A 22,506-nucleotide genomic window follows, 5' to 3' on the forward strand; every position below is an offset into this window, starting at 1 on the left:
AAAAAAATATAAAATATCCAAAGTTAATTATGGATCATGAATCATACAAAAGAACCTTTTCTAAAAAACTACATATAGATAGCATCTTACTTATTTTAATAAGTATACTATTAATTTATGGTACTTTTATATTATGGAGCGCTAGCGGGCAAAATATTAAGATAATAGAAAATAGAATAATCCAAATAATTATTGGTTCATTTCTAATGTTTGGTTTAGCACAAATACCTCCAAAATTCTATGAATCTTACTCTCCTTATTTATATATTTTTTGTATCATATTGTTAATTTTAGTGAACATATATGGAGAAGAAAGTAAGGGAGCACAACGTTGGTTAAATATTGGTTTAATTCGTTTTCAACCTTCAGAAATAACTAAAATAACAGTTCCATTAATAATAGCTTCTTACATTAATAAAAATTATTACAGTTCTTCACTATCTTATAAAAATATCATTTTTGCAATAATACTAATTTTTATCCCTACTATATTCGTAATAATGGAACCAGATTTAGGTACTGCAATAATAATTGCTATTTCTGGATTATTTGTTTTATTTTTAGCTGGTATTTGTTGGAAATGGTTTATAACATTATTATCATTAATAGCATGTTCTATTCCAATATTATGGTTTTTTTTTATGCATGAATATCAAAAATATAGAGTACAAATTTTGTTCAATCCTGAAATAGATCCGTTGGGTTTAGGATATCATGTTATACAATCAAAAATTGCTATAGGTTCAGGTGGATTAACTGGTAAAGGATGGTTGCATGGTACCCAATCACAATTAGAATTCTTACCTGAAGGACATACTGATTTTATTTTTTCAGTTATAGGTGAAGAATTAGGATTAATAGGGATACTAGCATTAGTTTTAATTTATTTAAAAATTATCACAAGAGGATTGTTTATCGCAACTAAATCCAAAAACACTTTTGGACGTGTAGTAATTGCTAGTTTTATGTTCATCTTATTTATTTATGTCTTCATAAACATCAGTATGGCAGTAGGCATTTTACCAGTGGTTGGTATACCTCTTCCTTTAGTAAGTCATGGTGGAACTTCATTAATAGCGCTAATGGCAAGTTTTGGTATTGTAATGTCTATGCATACACATCGTATAATGTAATCAAAAAATGAAATACCACGTTGTAATGAACAGTAATAAATGACGAAATAATGTTATTATCTATTTTTTTTTATATTTACTACATATAAAATTCCTATAACCAAACAAAATACACCAAAAATAGTTAGCAATGAAGGCCATATTTGCCTATGAAGAAAAATATAAAATAAACCCGCTAAAGTTTCAAATATAATTACTGGCCCTATCAATACTGTTGGTAATCTTTGACTAGCTTCATTCCAACAAAAAGTGCCTAACCAAGAACAAAGTAACCCTATTACAATCATTAATGGAACAAACATTTCAGGACGAGGACCTAAAGGTAATTTAAAATCAGTACTAATCAAACTTAAAATACAACAAGCTATAAAATAAGCAAAAATGGATAAAGGTAAAGTCACTATACCTTGAGCAATAACCCAAATAATTGGTTTATTATATGGATGTGTTTTAAGCCAAAAAGCATTCCGCAACGCATACCACGTCCAACATGCAACGGCCATTATTGCCGAAATAATGCCCCTCAAATAAGACCAAATATTAATACTACTTAATTCAAGTATAAGTTCAGAAATATTAATAGATATTAAACCTAACAATACAAATATTAATGCTAAAAATATATTGCTTGAAGTTACTTTATTATTATTTGTATAAACAACATTATATACCATAGATATCATTATAGGCAATGTACCGATAATTATTGCCGAAACAGGAGCTCCCGCCTGTTGAATTGCATCTGTTAGACAAGTGTAATAAATAAAGTTTCCAATAAAAACTAATTTGACGGCTTCAATCCAATCTTCACGTAATAATTTTCGTAATTGAGCACGATTATACCATGACAAAGGTAGTGACATTAAACCAAATGCAGCATATCTACCAGCAGACTGTAATACACTAGGATAATCTGGAACTAATAAAGGCCCAACAAAAATCAACCCCCATAACAAACCAGCAAATAAAGCGAAAACAAACCCTATTAACATATTCTATGTATATATTTTAAAAAAATTTTAATATACCTAACTCAAAAAATCGCAACAACAAGAAATGCACAAAATTACAAAACACCAAAAAATCTTTTAAAATTTCTTACTAAAACTAATTCAATTATAATTAAATATACCCGCAAATATAATTAATAATAATAAAATTTAAAACATACAGTTAATGATATTAAAATTTAGTTTACTATTGATTTATACATAACCTCTAAACACTTAACTAATTATGAACACTAAATCAGTTATCTTAACTTAGAAAACAATACTGAAGGTATATTAGTATCAAATGTAACCCACCTATTATGGTCATGAAATATGGAACTAAAAGACCTCCTTGTTCTAAAAATATAAAACGCGCCCTACAGGATTTGAACCTGTAACCTACGGCTTAGAAGGCCGTTGCTCTATCCAACTGAGCTAAGAGCGCACAAACTATACAAATATAAACGCATTATACGTAAATAAAATATTACGTCAAATACATTTATATTTATTTTTATGTTTAAAATGTATTATATTTTAATTATTTTAAAACTTAATTCTAATAAGTTAATGTAACTTTAAAATATTATTTTAAATAATGGATAAATCATTCATAAATGAACGCGAAAATAATTGACGGCAAAAAAATTGCAAAAAAAATAAGAAACAAAGTTGCTGAACAAATAAAGGAAAGGTTGCGAATAGGAAAACGCGCCCCCGGTTTAGCAATGATTTTAATAGGAGAAAATCCCAGTTCTAAATTATATGTTATTAACAAACGCAAAGCATGTCAGGAAGTAGGCATAATTTCTTTTTTTTACTATTTACCTATAAGCATCGACGAAGCAGAACTATTAAAACTCATTGATACACTTAATATTGATAAACGTATAGATGGAATTTTAATACAATTACCATTACCCAATAAAATCAACCAAATAAATATTTTAGAAAGAATTTTACCAGCTAAAGACGTTGATGGTTTTCATCCTTATAATATAGGTCGCCTATGTCAACGTGCACCTATTTTACGACCATGCACTCCTCAAGGAATAATTACGTTGTTAGAAATGTATCATATCAATATTTTATTTCTTAATGCAGTCATAATAGGTGCTTCAAATATAGTTGGCAGACCAATGATTCTAGAATTATTATTGGCTGGCTGCACAGTATCAATAACACATCGTTTTACTGATAATTTGCAAAAATTTGTAAAGCACGCAGATTTATTAATAGTAGCAATAGGTAAAGCAAATTTTATTCCAGGTTTTTGGATTAAGAATGGTGCGATAGTAATAGACGTGGGAATTAATCGTTTAAAGACTGGCAAAGTAGTAGGTGATGTACATTTCGACAGTGCTTTTGAAAGAGCGTCTTATATAACTCCTGTACCTGGAGGAGTTGGCCCTATGACAGTAGCTATGCTTATTCAAAATACACTGCAAGCTTGCGAAAATCTATCATAAATTATTATTCTAAAATAGTAATGAAATTAATTTTCATATTAATTATTTAATTATTTACGCATCTAAATCATATCATTTACAACGCCAAGTAGTGCCATCAGTATTATCTTCTAGTATGATTCCCATATTCGTTAATACATCGCGTATTTTATCGGCTAATATCCAATTTTTTTTCTTACGAGCATCATCACGACATTTAACTAATTTTAAAATCTGTTTAACAGAATAATTCCTTTTAATTGATATATTTTTTAAGAAAAATTCTGCATCATAATATAACAAACCTAAAATATTTCCTAAATAACGTAATGTAGCTGCCATACCATGTACTGTCGGTGAATTTTTAATTTTTAAATAATGTATTTCATGCGCTATAGCAAATAATATTGAATAGACTCCTGGAATATTAAAATCATCATTCATTTTAATATTAAATTGTGATATAAAATGTTCTCCACCCATCGGCATAGCTGTAGTATCTGTATTACGTAAAGCTATGTATAATTTTGCCAAAATAGCGTGAGCTTTATTAAAGCTATCCTCACAATACTTGATTGATTTACGATAATGAGTAGACAATAAAAAAAATCTGACTGTTTCAGGATTATATAATTTTAAAATATCCCGTATAGTAAAAAAATTATTTAAAGATTTAGACATTTTCTCATGATTTACAATTATCAAACCTGAATGCATCCAAATATTTACACAAAATTCTTTATGAGCGCATGTTGATTGAGCAAATTCATTTTCATGATGAGGAAATATTAAATCTGATCCACCACCGTGAATATCAATCTTATTTCCCAAAAAAATAGATTGCATAGCTGAACATTCGATATGCCAACCAGGACGACCACTACCCCATGGAGAATCCCATTGAAGCTCATTAAATTTAGACATTTTCCATAAAACAAAATCCATTGGATTACGTTTTATATTTATACCTGTCGTATTAACATGCGTATAAATAGAATTTTTAAGTATTTTTTTATTAGATAAAGCACCATAATTTTTATAACTTTCTAGATCAAACATTACATCTCCATTAGACGCAATATACGCATGTCCTTTATTTAATAAAGTATTAATTAACTCAATAATTTTTTCTATACAACAAGTAACACGCGGTTCGTAATTAGGCTTTAATATACGCAAAGAGCTAAAATCATAATGCATTTCACGAATCATACGATTGATAAATGCTTCGTATGTTTCTTCACTGCTAGAAACCCGATGGATAATTTTATCGTCAATATCAGTAATATTGCGTATATAATTAACCTGATAACCAGAATAACGTAAATAACGTACTATAACATCAAATATAATGAAAGTACGCCCATGTCCTATATGACATAAATCATAAACAGTTACTCCACACACATATATTTTTATTTTATTACAAGATATAGGTTTAAATGTTTCTTTTCTCCGCGTTAGAGTATTAAATATCTTTAGCATTATTCATTTAATTGTAATAAGTATGACATGAAAATATGATTATAATTTATTACAATTAAAATACAAATCCTGATATCATTTTGCTTTATACACAAAAATAAAAGAAAAATTGAATATAATAATTAATTTGTTAATCTTAGTGTTTTATTTTAAATAAATAAAACTTGAAATAAAAAGGTGTATAATTTATAAAATTTAATTGTTATTAAAATAATGGGCATCACATATGGTAGTTATTTAAACTAGTTTCACTAAAAAATATTATGATCATTAAAAGTTCCTATAATTTTTGAAAATATTCACTGAATTTTTTAAAAAACGATGCATACGTTATTCATAGCTGATGTTCATCTTTGTACTGATCAACCTGATATTACTAAAAATTTTTTAAATTTTCTAAGGAATAAAGCTGTTAATGCAAATGCATTATATATTTTAGGAGATTTATTCGAAAGTTGGATTGGAGATGATGCTATTAATTCTATGCATTTAAAAGTTGCTGCAGAACTAAAACAGTTAAATAATCGTTCCATACCTTGTTATTTCATTCATGGAAATCGTGATTTCTTATTAGGACGTAATTATGCAAAAATTAGTGGAATAAAATTATTAAATGAACCACAAATTTTAGAGATATCAGGACACAGAATTATTATTCTTCATGGAGACTCTTTGTGTAATAATGACAAACGCTATCAGAATTTTAAAAAAAAAATTAGGCAAATATGGTTACAAAAATTATTTTTACTTATGCCTTTGTCAATAAGAATTTATATTACAAAAATAATTAGAAATCGCAGTATACTAAATCATACCCATACATCAAAAACAACAGATCTGGATTTACAAAAAATATTGAGCCTATTACTTAAATATCAAGCTACTATATTAATTCACGGACATACTCATAATCCAGCTATTTATAAAATGTACTACAAATCAAAAATTTTCTATCACGTAAATTTAGGCATGTGGAATAATTCTGGATCAATTGTTGAATTAAATAAATTTGGTTTATCTCTAATAAAATATTAATTAAAAATTATTTAAAACACATTTAACGAAGCTAATTTAAAATATAGACAAACAATCATCTTAATCGTTGACTAAAAATATTTACTAATTCTAAATTAATGTCATTAATATTACGATTTGCATCAATTTTAAAATATAGCGCATTATTCATATAAGATCGTTTAGAATAAAATTCTATTATAGAAACAATGTTCTTATGATATTCTCTTAAGCGTTTATGCACAATATTTTTCTCGTCATCTTTCCTAATAACTAACTGTTCTCCAGTAATATCATCAAGATCATTATATTTAGGAGGTTTAAATTTAGTATGATAGATACGACCAGAAGGTACATGTATTCTACGACCGACTGTACGTTCAATAATCAACGCATCTGATAAAACAAATTCTAAAATAATATCAATTAATATACCTTTATTTTTCATGGCAATAGCCTGCCCTATAGTACGAGGGACACCATCTAACAAAAATTTATTGCGATAATTATTATAATTAATATAATTTTCAACTATATCTATTATTAATGAATCAGGTAATAATCGGCCAAAATTTATAAATTTTTTAATCTTTAAACATAGATCAGATTTTTTTTGTACGATATTACGTAGTATTTCTCCCATAGAGATTAAAGGAATTCCGTATCTATCTGTAAGAAATTTAGCTTGAGTACCTTTACCTGACCCAGGAGCTCCTAATAAAATAATGCGCATCTATTTAAACCTTATAATTATTTAATAATTACTTGTTAATATTATTCTAATTCAACATCAAAAAAATCCTGAAGTTTTTTAACACTTGAATCCTGTAAAATTTCCTTCTTAATCTTCGTTGATTTTTTATCATAAAGAAAAAAGCACCATTCTAAAGGAGTTTTAACTGATAAATCATCATTTATTTCTATATTTAGATTGATAATTATATTTAAAGAATCACTAAGTTTTTTTTCTATTTCATCTCTAACTATTTTGGAATTTAAATAATGAAATTTTGATCTTAAATATAAGCAAATTACATTAGAACTTATATTTTTTTTCCATGAATTTAAAGCAAGTCTTTTAGCTTGTTTGGATAAAGATAATTTATTAATTTGAGCGGACCAAGGGTCACGGATAATAACTTTTTTCATTAAAGAGAAAAAAATTTCATTATTTATATTTTCTTTCTGTACAGAAGAATTTATATTCAAAGAATTTACTAATATCGAGTTGTTTTTATAATCATCCTCTACAACTTTCTGTGAATTTTTTAAAATATGTTGATTAATTTCTGCAAATCTTTTTAGTAAATTAACTACAGTTTTTTTACGACTTACTATAGGCAATATATTTGAGTCTTTCTCATTTTTTTTATTATTTTTATATTGATTTAAAATAGAACGAGCCTGTAATAAATTAACTGTATCTTCAGATATAAGATTTTTATTTGCGATTAATGATGTTTGATTATTATCAACAACTACATCTTGCAAAATTAAATTTTTATTGGATACGCATTTCTTAACATTATCTACTAAGTTATTTTTTATTTTATTTATTTTTTTATTACAATATTTAGTAGTAACATTAATATCTTTACGTAACTTATCAAAATTTTTCTCATCCAAAAAATACATTGAAGAATCTTGCCCGAAATCTTTATTCGTTAAAGGATGAAATGCCAATGCCCGTAATAATGTCATTTCAATTCCCATACGATAATTTGGAGCAAAAGGTAACTCCTTTCTTCCAATTAAAAGAATCTGATACAATAATTGTAAATCAGTTGGAATTAAATAATGACTTAATGTTCGTAAATTTTGTAATACTTTCAATTCTGCATCATTATCAACTTGAATAGGTAATACTTGGTCTACAGCTAATTTATGTAATAAAGAAAGAATTTCCACTAAAAGAAATTCCCAATCAACTCCTAATAGTGCGCATTGTGATACTTTTTTCATTAAAGATGAACCATCTGCTTGAACAAGTGCTTCCAAAATATAAAACGGCTGTTTCGGACTTAGTAAACCAAACATCTGTTTAACCACATCTGATTTAATTTTATTATTTCCTAAAGCAATAGCTTGGTCAACTAAAGTCAATGCATCACGTATACTACCATTAGCAGAATCTGCTAATAATTGAACAACATAAGAGTCATATTCAATTTGCTCTTTATTTAAAACAAAAATTAAATAATTAAAAATCTGATCTGCATTTAATGCTTTTAAATGCAACTGAAAGCAACGAGACAATACAGTAGCTGGTAATTTATATTTTTCTGTTGTAAGTAAAACAAATTTAACATATTCAGGAGGTTCTTCTAAAATTTTTAATAATGCATTAAAACTATGACGAGATAACATATGCACCTCATCTATTAAATATAACTTAGAATCTGCAGAAACCGGACTATATTGCATATCATCTAATAAGTCACGTATATCTTCTATTTTTGTACGAGAAGCAGCATCAATCTCAATAAAATCAATAAATCGTCCACGTTCGATATCTAAACAATTTTTACACTTTCCACAACAAGGAAAAGAAACATTTTTCTCGATACAATTTAATCCCTTCGCAAATAGACGAGCAATAGTAGTTTTGCCTACACCTCTAATCCCAGTTAACAAATATGCATGATGAACCTTACCTAACGAAAACCCATTCGTTATTGCTGATACTACATGTTCTTGACCAATTACATCTGCAAATGTCTTTGGACGCCACTTAAGAGCAAGAACTTTATAACTCATAATAACCAAAAACTTTATCAAATATATTCATTTATTTATAAACTAAATATACATTAATTAATGATTTGCAAAAATCAATAAACTATGACTTTGAATACCAATTTTAGATAATAAAGTTGCACCTCCAAGATTCTTTAAATTTATAATAAACGCAGCATCTTTTACTTCTCCACCTAAACGACGTACCATTTTTATAGCTGCTTCAACCGTACCTCCAGTTGCTAATATATCATCTATTATTAAAACTTTATCACCTGGAGAAATAGCATCACTATGCATCTCAAGAGAACCAATTCCATATTCCAATAAATAATTTTCACTAATGGTATGACGCGGCAATTTGCCTGGTTTACGTGCTAATACAAAACCTAATTTTAATATTAATGCTAAAGGAGCGCCAAATAAAAAACCTCGTGCTTCAATTCCAACAATTTTAGTTAATTCATGATGACGATAATAATGTGACAACAATGCAATACTATCCGAATAAGCATAAGGATTTTCTAGTAAACTAGTAATGTCTCGAAATAAAATACCAGGCTTTGGATAATCAGGAATAGATTTAATACTTTGTTCAATAAAAGTTAGTTGCTGATTTATGTCCTTCATATTTCAATACCTAAATACTTAAATATTACTGAAATAGATTATATACATATTTTGCTTTTTGACTCAATTAAATAACCAATGTATATAACATAACAACAAACTAGTTATTACTAACGTGTAATAATTTAAATTACTGATTACATTAGCATATCAAAACTTATGAAGAATCGCATTGTATTATCAGATTACACTTTTCAATTCTAATTTTACATTTATATAAAACATCATGTAATATTAACAACATAGATACATGTTATTATATCTAAACAATAATAAACAAACTTTAAATAACATTGAATAACATTTCTCATTTCATAACTAAAATACAATAAAATAAATTCTTAAAATATTTCAAGATAATATCTAAAATTATAAAAGATATAACTAACCTACTTAATTTATATAAAATAACAAATAAAATCATAAAATATAAAATAAATAACATAAATAATATGCTCCACCCTTAATTCAAATTTAACTTTATTAAAATTCAGTTAATTATTTTATTCAAAATATACTAAACTTGACTGGATTCAATATTTATTTTTCAATATTATACCTGAATGCCTAGCTGTATGTCTTAATTTAAGATTTAGTATATTTAGGATCCAACTGAAATAAAATAAACATTAAAAACTTTAAACAAAGTAAAAATTATAAATACAAAATCTGAATATGTCGAACATTAATTTTATATAAATTATTTCGTATAAGTATGTGAGTAAACATGTTGCAAATAAATTTAAAACCAATTAAGTTCTAAAATACAGTATTTGCTAATTCATTAATACAATAACCTTCATAATATTAAAAAAACAAAAATTATTATTACATAATTTTTAAATAAATAGACAAAAGTTGAATACGATTAATATTTGAAAAAAAACAAATTATATCTAGTATATATTGCATACTGAAGATATATATGTAAAACTATTAAGCACTCGTTTTATATTTAGAACAAGATCCATAATAGGCTTACAAAGAAAACATTTTTAAAGATAAATCAAGCCAAAAGACTAATCTTATCCAATAGATAATTAAAAATTTGATTATTTTCTATTAAATAAGTTTAAATATAAATCAATCTGTTGATTTAAGATGTGTCATCTATACTATAATCAAATATTTATATTACTAATTCATAAAAAAGAACACAATGAAAAAAATTGATTATTTAATGCGATTAAGAAAATGCAGAACGCTTGAAACTCTTGAACGCGTTATTGAAAAAAATAAATATACATTATCTGATGATGAACTTGAAATATTTAATTCTGCTGCTGATCACAGATTGGCAGAACTTATAATGAACCAATTATATGATAAAGTCCCAATTTCTGTTTGGAAATACGTCCGATGAAAAAATTTTTCTTTTACTATCTCCTAATATCCATTCGAAATATACTCTAATTACTCGTTTAAACAATAGTTCATTATAAAGTAAGTATAATTTAAATAGAATCTGCAACATGGTAAAAATTACATACTTAAATTAAATACATTAAATTTCATTCTTTGCGAAATAACTACCAAATTTTAATCACATGCTATAAATAAAAGATCAAAACAAAGAATCTCATTAGCAACAATCCTGGCAAGATATAAATCCCTGCTACGGCTGCTTCCTTCCAGACCTGACCGAGTTCACAAAGCTAATACAGCAGGCGTACCAATGAGATTCTTAAATAATTACTAAATACCAACAAAGCAATTGTCTTAATCAAAACCGCTCAAAATCTTTAATGTAAAACAAACCTTAATTAAACACATAATTAACTTAACTAAATTTTTAAACTCTTAACTATAATAAACAAATGTTTTAAATCAAGGTACGAAATCACCTATATATTTTAGATATTCAAATATATAAACATAATTCATTTTGCTACAAAACATACGACACTCATTAACGCACTGAATTAATTTATTACTAATTACGAACCTAACAACACCCAATGAACCCCGAAGAAAATTCAAAATAAAATAAAGAAATCTATGATCAAATATTGTATATCATTCTAACTACAAATAATAGAAAAAACACCTTTATATCCTATATATTACTAAAAGGAGCTTTTTTTAAAGCTAGAAACAAAACCTCATCTATCTGTTTTACTGTATGAATATCAAGATTATTTATAACCATATCAGGCATGTCCTCTAAATCACGCTTATTTTTATACGGAATTAATACAGTTTTAATACCTCCACGATGAGCAGCCAATAATTTTTCTTTCAATCCACCAATTGGCAACACTTGCCCACGTAAAGTAATTTCTCCAGTCATTGCTACATCAGCTTTAACAGAATTACCAGTTAAGCAGGAAACTAAAGCTGTACACATAGCAATACCAGCACTCGGACCATCTTTAGGAGTAGCACCCTCCGGGACATGTACATGAATATCTCTTTTTTCATAAAAATCAGTATTAATGCCCAATTTATCTGCACGAGCACGAACTACCATTAATGCTGCCTGAATAGATTCTTGCATAACTTCACCTAAAGAACCAGTATAAGTTAATTTTCCTTTACCTGGAACACAAGCAGTTTCTATAGTTAATAAATCACCACCTACTTCGGTCCATGCCAATCCAGTAACTTGACCAATACGACTTTCTTCCTCTATACAATTATAATCAAATCGTTGTACGCCAAGAAAATCTCTTAAATTATTACCACTAATTACAACATATTTAACATTTCTATCCATTAATAGGTTCTTGACAGTTTTTCTACATAATTTAGAAATTTCGCGATCCAAATTACGAACTCCCGATTCACGGGTATAATAACGAATAATACCCATTAAGGCGCTATCTTTTATAGTTAATTCACCTGGTTTTAAAGCGTTACGCTCCAATTGTTTGCCTAATAAATGTTTACGAGCTATATTTAATTTTTCATCTTCTGTATATCCCGACACACGTATGACTTCCATACGATCCAACAAAGGTGCTGGTATATTCATTGAATTAGAAGTAGCAACAAACATAACATCAGATAAATCATAATCTACCTCAAGATAATGATCATTAAAAGCTATATTTTGTTCTGGATCTAAAACTTCTAATAAAGCCGAAGCCGGATCTCCACGCATATCAAAAGACATTTTATCAATCTCATCTAATAAAAAAAGAGGATTCTTCACGCCAACCTTAGACATCTTTTGAATTAGCTTTCCAGGCATAGAACCAATATAAGTACGTCGATGACCTCGAATTTCAGCTTCATCACGCACTCCACCCAATGCCATTCGCACATATTTTCTACCAGTAGCCTGAGCAATAGATTTACCAAGAGACGTTTTCCCTACACCAGGAGGACCTACTAGACATAAAATTGGACCTTTTATTTTATTTATTCTGTTTTGTACTGCCAAATATTCTAAGATACGTTCTTTAACTTTGCCTAAACCATAATGATCTCTATCTAACATTCTCTGCGCCTTAACGAGATCTTTTTTGATTTTACTACGTATAGACCAAGGAACCGATAACATCCAATCAATATAACTACGAACAACAGTAGCCTCAGCAGACATCGGCGACATCATTTTTAATTTATGCAATTCAGCTTCAGTTTTTTCCTTAGCTTCTTTTGGCATTTTAGCTGCTTCTATCCTACGTCTAATAGATTCATTTTCATCCGGAACATCGTCCATTTCACCTAATTCTTTCTGAATAGCCTTCATTTGCTCATTTAAATAATACTCACGCTGACTTTTCTCCATTTGTTTTTTTACACGATTACGTATACGTTTTTCAACTTGCAATAAATCAATCTCTGATTCCATCAAGGTCATCAAATATTCCAAACGTTTAGTAACATCAATCATTTCCAAAACTGATTGCTTATCAGCTAATTTTAAAGGCATATGAGCAGCAATAGTATCCGCAAGACGATCAGCATCATTAATACTAACTAAAGAAGACAAAATTTCAGGAGGAATCTTTTTATTTAATTTAATATAACCTTCAAACTGATTAATAACTGTTCTAACCAAAACTTCACGTTCTTTATTATTTGACTCAACATCCTCAAAAAAATCCGCTTCAGCAATAAAATGGTCACCTTTATCTGTCAATTCAATAATATGAGCACGCATCAAACCTTCTACTAATACCTTCACTGTACCGTCCGGTAACTTAAGCATTTGTAAAATAGTTGATATTGTTCCAACTAAGAAAAGATCATTAACACTAGGTTCATCTGTTGAAGCTTCTTTCTGAGCTACTAATATAATTTTTTTATCACTATCCATAGCCGACTCAAGACACTTAATTGATTTTTCTCGACCCACAAATAACGGGATCACCATATGCGGATATACCACTACATCACGTAAAGGTAAAACAGGTAACTCCATATGTTTAGGTCTCTCAACATTCATAGAGATCCTCTCTTCTCATTATATTGCTCTAATTTAGTTAAAATCAAACTTAAAGAATTGCTTTTACAAGCCAACTGTTATCGGGTAATAAGTATATGGGGGCAAATTAATCACATTCAACAGCCAAAATTATTTTTAAAATTAAAACAAATTCTTTCGTACATATCCTTAATTATTATATTATAGAACAGGTAAAATACAACATAAACACATCTACAAATAAGCACTTTAACTATTAAAACTAATAAATACATTACCAACCTGCTATTTTCATACTAGATAAAAGCACTGACCCACAATGAACATTGCCACGTTCTTCAATATCGTTACTAATAGAAATAATATTAAGTAACATATTCTTCAAATTACCAGCTATAGTAATCTCGCTAACTGGATATTGAATTTCTCCGTTTTCTACCCAAAATCCAACAACACCACGTGAATAATCACCAGTTAATATATTAACACCTTGGCCTAGCAATTCAGTAACAACAAGACCCCGATACATTTTTTTGATTAATGCTTCAAAAGTCACATTTTGGTGAGAAACGTACCAATTAGAAATTCCATTTGCATGACCAGTATTATTTAAATTTAATTTACGAGATGTATATGTATTCAGAAGCCATGTTTGTAAAATCCCATCCTTAACAATACTACGATCTAAAGTTTGTACTCCTTCGTTATCAAACGGAAACGAACCAAGTCCTTTTAAAATATGAGGTTTCTCTTCAATAGATAACCAAGTAGGAAAAATATTTTTTTCAAGATAATTCAATAAAAAAGTAAATTTTCGATAAACATTATTACCATTAATAGCCTTTGCCAAACAACTAAATAAACTAGTAGCTATTTCAGCTATAAAAATTACCGGAGACTCCATTGTTGGTAACTGACGCGAATTTAATCGTTGTAATGTACGTTTAGCACACTCTTCGCCTAAAAATTGAGGAGATCGCAAATCATAAAAATGACGACTAAGAGTATAAGCATAACCACGCTCCATAGTACCATGATTTCCGGCTATTACACTACAAGATAATACATGTTGACTGCTTTTATAACTTTGTAACATACCATGACTATTGCCAAATACCGTAATATTAAAATGACTACTAAAATATCCACCTTCACTATGAATAATACGCTTGTCTCTTTTAAAAGCTATTAATTCTGCTATTGATGCTAAAGAAACAGCATGTTCAACATTTAACTCAATAGGATGAAATAAATTAAGATCTAAAGCATGAAATGCCAATAATTTTTTATCTGCTATTCCTAAACATGAATCAAAAGAAGTATGATGCGCAATATCCAACGCAGAATTAACAGTATTAGATATGGATTTAGAATTAATAACGTTAGAGGAAGCGCTACCCTTATGCTGTTGAGAATAAACGGTAATTAATAAACTACCATCACTGTTACACTCCATGTTTTCTAACTTACCGTAACGAGTACTGATATTAATTCCTGTGGTTTTTGTCGCTAAAACCTCCGCTTCATCAGCCTTAATGCAAGCCAAATCTAAAGCTTGAGACACTGCTTTCTCTAATAGATTACATTGACCTTCTGCATCATCGATGACATTCACTATAGTTACTCCTTTATCTAAATAGACACTTTTTAAAATATTGATTTACACCAACCTAACATTATAACGAACAAAATTGAATTTAAAATATTATTTCTAACATATAACAAACCCGAAAATAGAAACAAATTTCCCATGCTATAACAATAACTTTAATTATTATTCAAAATTTAAAATCTATCTATAACATTTAACTAATACCAATTCTTAAAACACTCTAAAATATTAAATATCTATAATCTCATTTTAATTAAATTTAATTCATGATATAACAAAAATGATCGACAACATCTTCTAATAGAAGATTACAACACAACTCAATAAATTCAAATTTTTAATAAAATAACATTCATTAAGACGTGCCACCTACTGTAATTTTATCTAATTTTAATGTGGGCTGACCTACTCCAACAGGTATACTTTGTCCATTTTTAATACATATTCCCACGCCATTATCTAACGATAAATTATCACCCACCATAGAAATTTGTTGCATGATTTCTAAGCCTGAACCAATCAATGTAACTCCTTTAATAGGTTTAGTAATATTACCTTTTTCAATTAAATATGCTTCTAATGCTGAAAATACAAATTTACCTGATGTAATATCTACTTGTCCGCCACCAAAATTTGAGGCATAAATTCCATAATCAACACTAGAAATTATCTCTTCTGAAGTATTATTTCCAGATAACAAATAAGTATTAGTCATTCGTGGCATAGGTAGATATGCATAAGACTCACGTCTTCCATTACCCGTAGGAGATACGCCCATCAACTTAGCATTTAATTTATCTTGCATGTAATTTTTAAGAATGCCATTCTCAATTAATACATTACGTCTACTTGGAACTCCTTCATCATCTATAGATAAGGAGCCTCGCAAATTCATCAAAGTACCATCATCTATCACGGTACAACAAGAAGCGGCAACTTGTTCGCCTATTTTGTCACTAAAAATCGAACTATGACGACGATTGAAATCCCCTTCCAAACCATGACCTACTGCTTCATGAAGCAAAATTCCTGGCCAACCAGGTCCTAAAACCACAGGCATGCTCCCAGCTGGGGCTTCTACAGCAAAAAGGTTAACAAGCGCAACACGCACAGCTTCTTTACTCCAATAATCTATACGTAATTCATTCATATAAGGTTCTAAAAAAAAATTATATCCATATCGTCCTCCGCCACCACTTAATCCTTGTTCGTACCTACCATCTTGTTCTACTTGAACATTAATAAACAAACGTACTAGAGGTCTAATATCCGATGCTAAAGTACCATCTGTTGCCGCTACTAAAACTTGTTCATAAGAACCAGATAAACTAGCGGTAACTTCCTGCACTCTTCTATCCATATTACGAGCAACTTTATTTATTCTCATCAATAATGCTATCTTATCGTCCTTAGACAAACTAAGTAACGGGTTCAATTGCTCGTACCTCAACTTATGTTGAACGGAAGAAAATTTTAAACAAAAACGAGGCACTGTTGTTTTGTGATTAATAATACTACGGGCTATTATAGCACTTTTCATTAACCCATCTAAGGTCAATTGATCGGTGTATGCAAAACCAGTTTTATCTTCTTTTATTACTCTTACACCAACGCCTTGATTAAAATTATAAGATCCACCTTTAATAATACTATTTTCCATAGTCCATGATTCATAATAATTTGATTGAAAATAAAGATCAGCATAACTTAGAGGATATTTAGATATCATTTCTAATACAGAAAGCAGATCAGAATATTGCAAATCATTTGTAGAAAGTAATTCTTCACTTACAGATATCAAACTCATATAATTCTCGCTTGTTCTAAAGAAATAAACACACAACAAAAAAATGAAATCATTTTGTTTACAATCAACTTATCTAGCATATTGTAACATAATCAATTCCAAACAGTTTAAGTTAATTTAATTATATTGCAATACGACTGAGTATATGAGATCAATTTAATATATTACTAAACTTTTGAAAAAATATTTAATTTTCTATCTAAATAACGTATATTGATATTTTCACCTTTTCTAAATTCATCATCATCCATAATTTTGAGATGTAATTCTATATTAGTTTGAATACCATCAATAATTAATTCATTTAATGCATTTTTCATGCGAGAGATAGCTATATCACGTGTTGCTCCAAAACAAATTAACTTACCAATGATAGAATCATAATACGAAGGAACAGAATAACCGCTATAAATATGAGATTCCCAACGAACACCAAAACCGCCTGGAGCATGAAAACGAGTAATTATTCCCGGGCTAGGTAAAAAAGTAATAGGATTTTCCGCATTAATTCTACATTCTATTGCATGACCATATATCTTTATTTCACTTTGCGTAAAATTTAATAAACAACCAGATGCTATATTTAATTGTTCCTTAATCAGATCTATTCCAGTAATCATTTCAGTGACAGGATGTTCTACCTGAATTCTAGTATTCATTTCTATAAAAAAAAACTCATTATTTTCAAATAAAAATTCAAAAGTACCAACTCCACGATAACCTATATCAAAACAAGCCTTAGCACAAAGTTCACCAATAAAACGACGCATTGCATTTGTAATACCAAATGCTGGAGCTTCTTCAATTAATTTTTGATAACGTCTCTGTATAGAACAATCACGTTCTCCTAAGTATACCACATTTCCTCGACCATCAGACAAAACCTGTATTTCAATATGACGAGGATTAACTAAATATTTTTCTACATAAATATCATCATTGTGAAACGCAATTTTTGCTTCTGCACGAGCCATAGAGATAGTTTTTTTTAATTCATCATTATTAAAGACAACCCGCATACCACGGCCTCCACTACCTCCAGAAGATTTAATTATCAATGGATAATCTAACTTTTGACATATAAAATTACAATCATATTTTCCATTTACACTATTCAACATAGGGCCATAATAACCAGGAATACATGGAATATCTGATTTCTTCATTAAGTTAATAGCGGATATTTTATTAGCCATTAAACGGATAGTAGCTGCATCAGGACCAATAAAAACAAAACCAGATTTTTCAACTTGTTCAGCAAAATCAGCATTTTCTGATAAAAAACCATAACCAGGATGTATGGCAGATGAACCAGTAATTTCTGCAGCAGAAATAATTGCGGGAATATTCAAATAACTTTTCAACAAAGATGGTGGACCAATACAAACAGTTTCATCTGATAGTAAAACATGTTTCAAATTGCGATCTATTGTAGAGTGAACAGCTACAGTTTTAATACCCAACTCTTTACATGTACGTAAAACACGTAAAGCGATCTCACCCCTATTTGCAATAACAATTTTATCAAATGGTCGCATCAAGATTGTTCAATAATAATTAATGGTTCATCAAACTCAACTGGTTGACCATTATCCAACAAAATTTTTTTAATTATACCTGCAGTATCAGATACAATATGATTCATCATTTTCATAGCTTCTACAATACATAAAACATCACCTATATTTACCTTCTGACCAATAGAAATAAATGGTTTCGCACTAGGATCTGAAGCAAGATAAAATATACCCACCATAGGCGAACGAACAAAATAATCATTATTTATTTTATTAACATTTTTTATGTTAGTATCATTTTCAGAAAAATTTTTTGAAATTTGTTCTTTTGCAAAAGTAATACATGATTGTCCATTAGTATTTAAAGAAGACTCGACCATTGCACGTTTAATACGAATCATTTTCTTTCCTTCGGAAATTTCTAATTCAGTAATATCGGATTTTTCAACAATTTTAATTAACTTTTTTACTTCACGAATATTCATTATATTATTTCCAAATTTAGTTCAATCAGATATGGACAAATATTCATTTGCCATTTTAATAGCAAAAAAATATCCTTTTATACCAAATCCACAAATTACACCTACAGCAATATCAGAAAAATAAGAATTATGACGAAATGATTCTCGTGTATATATATTAGATAAATGCACCTCAATAAAAGGAATAGATATTGCCAATAACGCATCACGCATCGCTATACTAGTATGAGTGAAAGCTGCTGGATTTATTATGATAAAATCAGTATGATTGTATGTTTCGTGCATTTGATTAATCAATTCATGTTCTGCATTTGATTGGAAATGAACCAAGGATATGTCTAACGAATTAGATAAAGCTGTTAAATTCTTTACTAAATTGATTAATGTTACATTACCATATATATGCGACTCTCGACTACCAAGTAAATTTAAATTTGGACCGTTAAGAAGTAAAATTCGAAATTTTTTACCCATTATTCTCCATACTTTTAACCTGAAACAATAAAAAATATCTAAAACACATTGTAAGTAAAGCTATGATCATTGTTTTAAAGCAAATAACATTTCAAAAAACAAGAAATCTAAACAATATACATAACACAATCTTCATGACTATTTTATTAAGTAAATTTATAAAAAACCAAATACATTACCACGGTTACTAATTAAATCCTATTTATAAAAAAACAAAAAATACATAAAAAATCAACTGACATGCAAGATACGTCAACATATTTCATTTACTGTCTTAACTAATAGGTAAGAATTAGCATTGTATCACAAAATATCTGTCTTATATATCATAAATTATTACCCGATCAAGATATAAGTATCAAAATTTATATTAAAGCAATAACTGTAAGAAAGTATAAATTCCAACTAATATACAATCTACCTCTATAACTAAAAAAAAAGAAATATTTTAATCACTTACACATAAGTTTAGTAATAGCAGAATTAAGTATTAAGTTTAAACTTAAAAACATCAAAACTAAATAATAAAAAATAAGCTAAACAGTCTAATATCACTTAGTTATCTTAATTTCAAAAATATACCATGTATGATAGGATAATTTATACTTTAAAGAAATGCATTTAAAAAAGGTATAATTCACTATCTTACTTATATTTGAATTAAGTTAATTAAAATAAAATTTACTAATCTTAAAAAAATAAATCCTAATAAAATAGATTTTATCAATACATTTTATAAAAGGAGGATATTATAAATTATGTTCAAAAAAATTAGGGGAATATTTTCCAATGATTTATCTATAGATCTTGGCACTGCAAATACTTTAATCTATGTAAAAGGACAAGGTATTGTGTTAAATGAACCTTCTGTGGTAGCAATCCGTCATAATCGTGCCGGAACACCAAAAAGTGTAGCGGCAGTTGGTTATGCAGCAAAACAAATGTTAGGTAGAACCCCAGGCAACATTGCAGCAATTAGGCCAATGAAAGACGGTGTAATTGCTGATTTTTTTATAACAGAAAAAATGTTACAACACTTCATAAAACAAGTACATAGTAATAATTTCATGCGTCCTAGCCCTAGAGTTTTAGTATGCGTTCCAGTAGGAGCTACTCAAGTAGAACGCCGTGCAATTCGAGAATCAGCACAAGGTGCAGGGGCACGAGAAGTATTTTTGATCGAAGAACCTATGGCAGCTGCAATTGGAGCTGGATTGCCAGTATCTGAGGCAACCGGATCTATGGTTATAGATATTGGGGGTGGTACCACTGAAGTGGCAGTAATATCGCTGAATGGAGTAGTTTATTCTGCGTCTGTACGCATTGGAGGAGATCGCTTTGATGAAGCTATTATTAATTATGTACGTCGCAATTATGGATCCCTTATCGGAGAATCTACTTCAGAAAGAATTAAACATGATATAGGATCAGCGTATTCAGATAATGAAATACGTAGCATAGAAGTACGGGGAAGAAATTTAGCTGAAGGTGTTCCGCGTAGTTTCACGCTGAATTCTAACGAAATTTTAGAAGCACTGCAAGAGCCGCTCACTGGCATTACAAGTGCTGTTATGCTTGCACTAGAACAATGTCCTCCAGAATTAGCTTCAGATATATCTGAACGAGGCATGGTATTAACTGGAGGGGGAGCTATGTTACGAAACTTTGATAGATTGTTAATGGAAGCTACAAATATTCCTGTTGTTATTGCAGATAATCCTTTAACTTGTGTAGCAAGAGGGGGAGGTAAAGCTCTTGAAATGATTGATATGCATGGAGGAGATTTGTTTAGCGAGGAATAATCATCTAAAATAAATATAAATTAAAAAACAAAAACTAAATATGAATGTTTAATAGAAAATTGAAATTTAATAAATCAAATATTTTACAAATTAAATTTTTCTTTATGCTGATGTTGGCTGCTTTTTTAATGATTGCTGACTTTAAATTGAATGTATTCATCAAAATGCGAAACTATGGTGATATGACTATCAGCACATTATACTTTGCAAAGTATCATTTACTTCAAATATTTAAAAAAGCAGTAATTTTTATAAAGGAAAAACAACAATTAGCATTAGAGAACCATATTTTACGCACAAATTTACTATTAAAGAATAGTGATCTTCTTCTAATGGAAAATTATAAACAAGAAAATAAAAGATTACATGAATTGCTTGCTTCACCTTTATGTCATAAACAAACATGCAAAATGGTAACTAAGGTCATTGGTGTTAATGTAGATCCTCATAGAAATCAAATTATAATTGATAAAGGTATAAAAGATAATGTTTACATAGGACAACCAATAATCAATGACAAAGGAATAATTGGTCAAGTAATTTCTATCAATAAAATCAGTAGCAAGGTAATGTTAATTTGTGATACATCACATGCGATACCAATTAAAATTATGCGTAATAACATTCGTTTAATAGCCGTAGGTAACGGTCTTAACAAAGATCTAAAATTAGAATTTTTCCCAGGATACGTTGATATACAAATTGGAGATTTACTGGTAACTTCTGGACTAGGAGGTCATTTTCCAGAAGGTTATCCAGTAGCTAAAGTAACATTAATTAAAAAGGATAAAAGAGGATTATTTACGATAGCACAAGCACGTCCTTTATCTAAATTGCAACATCTAAGTGATTTAATATTAATTTGGCATGATGCGAATTAATAACAAAAATAAATAAGAATTTAAATAAATAAATCAAATCATTACAGTTTTAAAATAAATATAGATATACTAAATGATTAATTATCATCCGATACATTCATGTAAATTGGTCACA

Annotated in this window: 17 protein-coding genes, 1 tRNA gene and 1 other RNA gene; 6 read left to right on the top strand and 13 right to left on the bottom strand. The window is 28.7% G+C overall.

Translation table 11 applies throughout. The annotated features are described in order from the left end of the window. Positions 1–29: 29 nt before the first annotated feature. Positions 30–1,133, top strand: a complete 1,104-nt coding sequence (gene rodA / locus GN160_RS00685; protein ID WP_192380545.1) for a rod shape-determining protein RodA — start codon at positions 30–32, stop codon at positions 1,131–1,133. Positions 1,134–1,189: 56 nt separating this feature from the next. Here rodA and GN160_RS00690 read toward each other — a convergent pair whose 3' ends face one another. Both GN160_RS00690 and GN160_RS00695 read right to left on the bottom strand, forming a co-directional pair. Further along, the gene (locus tag GN160_RS00690) at positions 1,190–2,125 is read right to left on the bottom strand and encodes a DMT family transporter (protein ID WP_192380546.1); all 936 of its coding nucleotides are present in this window, start codon (positions 2,123–2,125) and stop codon (positions 1,190–1,192) included. A 371-nt stretch (positions 2,126–2,496) separates the two neighbouring features. Continuing rightward, a tRNA-Arg gene (locus GN160_RS00695) sits at positions 2,497–2,570 on the bottom strand. 172 nt (positions 2,571–2,742) lie between these two features. Between GN160_RS00695 and folD the strand changes: the two genes are divergently transcribed. Then, complete coding sequence (gene folD, locus GN160_RS00700) at positions 2,743–3,594, top strand: bifunctional methylenetetrahydrofolate dehydrogenase/methenyltetrahydrofolate cyclohydrolase FolD (RefSeq protein ID WP_192380548.1); 852 nt, start codon at positions 2,743–2,745, stop codon at positions 3,592–3,594. A gap of 72 nt (positions 3,595–3,666) precedes the next feature. Here folD and cysS read toward each other — a convergent pair whose 3' ends face one another. Continuing rightward, positions 3,667–5,058, bottom strand: coding sequence for a cysteine--tRNA ligase (gene cysS / locus GN160_RS00705; protein WP_192380550.1), 1,392 nt, complete (start codon positions 5,056–5,058; stop codon positions 3,667–3,669). A 321-nt stretch (positions 5,059–5,379) separates the two neighbouring features. Here cysS and GN160_RS00710 point away from each other — a divergent pair, with 321 nt between their 5' ends. Further along, positions 5,380–6,093 carry a UDP-2,3-diacylglucosamine diphosphatase gene (locus tag GN160_RS00710; protein WP_192380552.1) on the top strand — a complete coding sequence of 238 codons (714 nt, stop codon included), beginning with the start codon at positions 5,380–5,382 and terminating at the stop codon, positions 6,091–6,093. Between the two features lie 55 nt (positions 6,094–6,148). Here the strand turns inward: GN160_RS00710 and GN160_RS00715 are convergent, their stop codons facing one another. The 3 genes from GN160_RS00715 to apt are packed head-to-tail and all read right to left on the bottom strand — an operon-like array spanning position 6,149 to position 9,438. Further along, positions 6,149–6,805, bottom strand: a complete 657-nt coding sequence (locus GN160_RS00715; RefSeq protein WP_192380554.1) for an adenylate kinase family protein — start codon at positions 6,803–6,805, stop codon at positions 6,149–6,151. Positions 6,806–6,846: 41 nt separating this feature from the next. After that, complete coding sequence (dnaX, locus tag GN160_RS00720; RefSeq protein WP_192380556.1) at positions 6,847–8,829, bottom strand: DNA polymerase III subunit gamma/tau; 1,983 nt, start codon at positions 8,827–8,829, stop codon at positions 6,847–6,849. Positions 8,830–8,886: 57 nt separating this feature from the next. After that, positions 8,887–9,438 carry an adenine phosphoribosyltransferase gene (apt, locus tag GN160_RS00725; protein WP_192380557.1) on the bottom strand — a complete coding sequence of 184 codons (552 nt, stop codon included), beginning with the start codon at positions 9,436–9,438 and terminating at the stop codon, positions 8,887–8,889. A 1,159-nt stretch (positions 9,439–10,597) separates the two neighbouring features. Here apt and hha point away from each other — a divergent pair. Continuing rightward, on the top strand, positions 10,598–10,801 hold the full coding sequence (hha, locus tag GN160_RS00730; protein WP_192380559.1) for a hemolysin expression modulator Hha: 204 nt from the start codon (positions 10,598–10,600) through the stop codon (positions 10,799–10,801). 214 nt (positions 10,802–11,015) lie between these two features. Here the strand turns inward: hha and ffs are convergent. The 7 genes from ffs to aroQ all read right to left on the bottom strand — a co-directional run bounded on the left by ffs (position 11,016) and on the right by aroQ (position 19,708). Continuing rightward, positions 11,016–11,116, bottom strand: an RNA gene (gene ffs / locus GN160_RS00735) — signal recognition particle sRNA small type. A gap of 378 nt (positions 11,117–11,494) precedes the next feature. Beyond that, positions 11,495–13,834 carry an endopeptidase La gene (lon, locus tag GN160_RS00740; RefSeq protein ID WP_192380561.1) on the bottom strand — a complete coding sequence of 780 codons (2,340 nt, stop codon included), beginning with the start codon at positions 13,832–13,834 and terminating at the stop codon, positions 11,495–11,497. Between the two features lie 253 nt (positions 13,835–14,087). Then, positions 14,088–15,428 carry a metalloprotease PmbA gene (pmbA, locus tag GN160_RS00745; protein ID WP_192380563.1) on the bottom strand — a complete coding sequence of 447 codons (1,341 nt, stop codon included), beginning with the start codon at positions 15,426–15,428 and terminating at the stop codon, positions 14,088–14,090. Positions 15,429–15,780: 352 nt separating this feature from the next. Then, positions 15,781–17,232, bottom strand: a complete 1,452-nt coding sequence (tldD, locus tag GN160_RS00750; RefSeq protein ID WP_192380564.1) for a metalloprotease TldD — start codon at positions 17,230–17,232, stop codon at positions 15,781–15,783. 167 nt (positions 17,233–17,399) lie between these two features. Next, the gene (gene accC, locus GN160_RS00755; protein ID WP_192380566.1) at positions 17,400–18,770 is read right to left on the bottom strand and encodes an acetyl-CoA carboxylase biotin carboxylase subunit; all 1,371 of its coding nucleotides are present in this window, start codon (positions 18,768–18,770) and stop codon (positions 17,400–17,402) included. Continuing rightward, positions 18,770–19,234, bottom strand: a complete 465-nt coding sequence (accB, locus tag GN160_RS00760; protein ID WP_192380568.1) for an acetyl-CoA carboxylase biotin carboxyl carrier protein — start codon at positions 19,232–19,234, stop codon at positions 18,770–18,772. Before accB ends, accC begins: the two co-directional genes overlap by 1 nt. A 21-nt stretch (positions 19,235–19,255) precedes the next feature. Further along, positions 19,256–19,708, bottom strand: coding sequence for a type II 3-dehydroquinate dehydratase (gene aroQ / locus GN160_RS00765; protein WP_192380570.1), 453 nt, complete (start codon positions 19,706–19,708; stop codon positions 19,256–19,258). A 758-nt stretch (positions 19,709–20,466) separates the two neighbouring features. On the opposite strand from aroQ, the gene GN160_RS00770 reads away from it, so the two are divergent. Both GN160_RS00770 and mreC read left to right on the top strand, forming a co-directional pair. Continuing rightward, on the top strand, positions 20,467–21,510 hold the full coding sequence (locus tag GN160_RS00770; protein WP_192380572.1) for a rod shape-determining protein: 1,044 nt from the start codon (positions 20,467–20,469) through the stop codon (positions 21,508–21,510). Between the two features lie 44 nt (positions 21,511–21,554). After that, positions 21,555–22,391 carry a rod shape-determining protein MreC gene (gene mreC / locus GN160_RS00775; protein ID WP_192380573.1) on the top strand — a complete coding sequence of 279 codons (837 nt, stop codon included), beginning with the start codon at positions 21,555–21,557 and terminating at the stop codon, positions 22,389–22,391. Positions 22,392–22,506 lie beyond the last annotated feature (115 nt).

Origin of the sequence: Blochmannia endosymbiont of Colobopsis nipponica (assembly GCF_014857065.1) — a bacterium.
Classification (GTDB): domain Bacteria; phylum Pseudomonadota; class Gammaproteobacteria; order Enterobacterales; family Enterobacteriaceae; genus Blochmanniella.

What these genes read in the sequence shown, in the direction of transcription:
- rodA (WP_192380545.1), top strand. Translation starts at nt 30, where the DNA reads ATGGATCATGAATCATACAAAAGAACCTTTTCTAAAAAACTACATATA.
- GN160_RS00690 (WP_192380546.1), bottom strand. Translation starts at nt 2,125, where the DNA reads ATGTTAATAGGGTTTGTTTTCGCTTTATTTGCTGGTTTGTTATGGGGG.
- folD (WP_192380548.1), top strand. Translation starts at nt 2,743, where the DNA reads ATGAACGCGAAAATAATTGACGGCAAAAAAATTGCAAAAAAAATAAGA.
- cysS (WP_192380550.1), bottom strand. Translation starts at nt 5,058, where the DNA reads ATGCTAAAGATATTTAATACTCTAACGCGGAGAAAAGAAACATTTAAA.
- GN160_RS00710 (WP_192380552.1), top strand. Translation starts at nt 5,380, where the DNA reads ATGCATACGTTATTCATAGCTGATGTTCATCTTTGTACTGATCAACCT.
- GN160_RS00715 (WP_192380554.1), bottom strand. Translation starts at nt 6,805, where the DNA reads ATGCGCATTATTTTATTAGGAGCTCCTGGGTCAGGTAAAGGTACTCAA.
- dnaX (WP_192380556.1), bottom strand. Translation starts at nt 8,829, where the DNA reads ATGAGTTATAAAGTTCTTGCTCTTAAGTGGCGTCCAAAGACATTTGCA.
- apt (WP_192380557.1), bottom strand. Translation starts at nt 9,438, where the DNA reads ATGAAGGACATAAATCAGCAACTAACTTTTATTGAACAAAGTATTAAA.
- hha (WP_192380559.1), top strand. Translation starts at nt 10,598, where the DNA reads ATGAAAAAAATTGATTATTTAATGCGATTAAGAAAATGCAGAACGCTT.
- lon (WP_192380561.1), bottom strand. Translation starts at nt 13,834, where the DNA reads ATGAATGTTGAGAGACCTAAACATATGGAGTTACCTGTTTTACCTTTA.
- tldD (WP_192380564.1), bottom strand. Translation starts at nt 17,232, where the DNA reads ATGAGTTTGATATCTGTAAGTGAAGAATTACTTTCTACAAATGATTTG.
- accC (WP_192380566.1), bottom strand. Translation starts at nt 18,770, where the DNA reads ATGCGACCATTTGATAAAATTGTTATTGCAAATAGGGGTGAGATCGCT.
- accB (WP_192380568.1), bottom strand. Translation starts at nt 19,234, where the DNA reads ATGAATATTCGTGAAGTAAAAAAGTTAATTAAAATTGTTGAAAAATCC.
- aroQ (WP_192380570.1), bottom strand. Translation starts at nt 19,708, where the DNA reads ATGGGTAAAAAATTTCGAATTTTACTTCTTAACGGTCCAAATTTAAAT.
- GN160_RS00770 (WP_192380572.1), top strand. Translation starts at nt 20,467, where the DNA reads ATGTTCAAAAAAATTAGGGGAATATTTTCCAATGATTTATCTATAGAT.
- mreC (WP_192380573.1), top strand. Translation starts at nt 21,555, where the DNA reads ATGTTTAATAGAAAATTGAAATTTAATAAATCAAATATTTTACAAATT.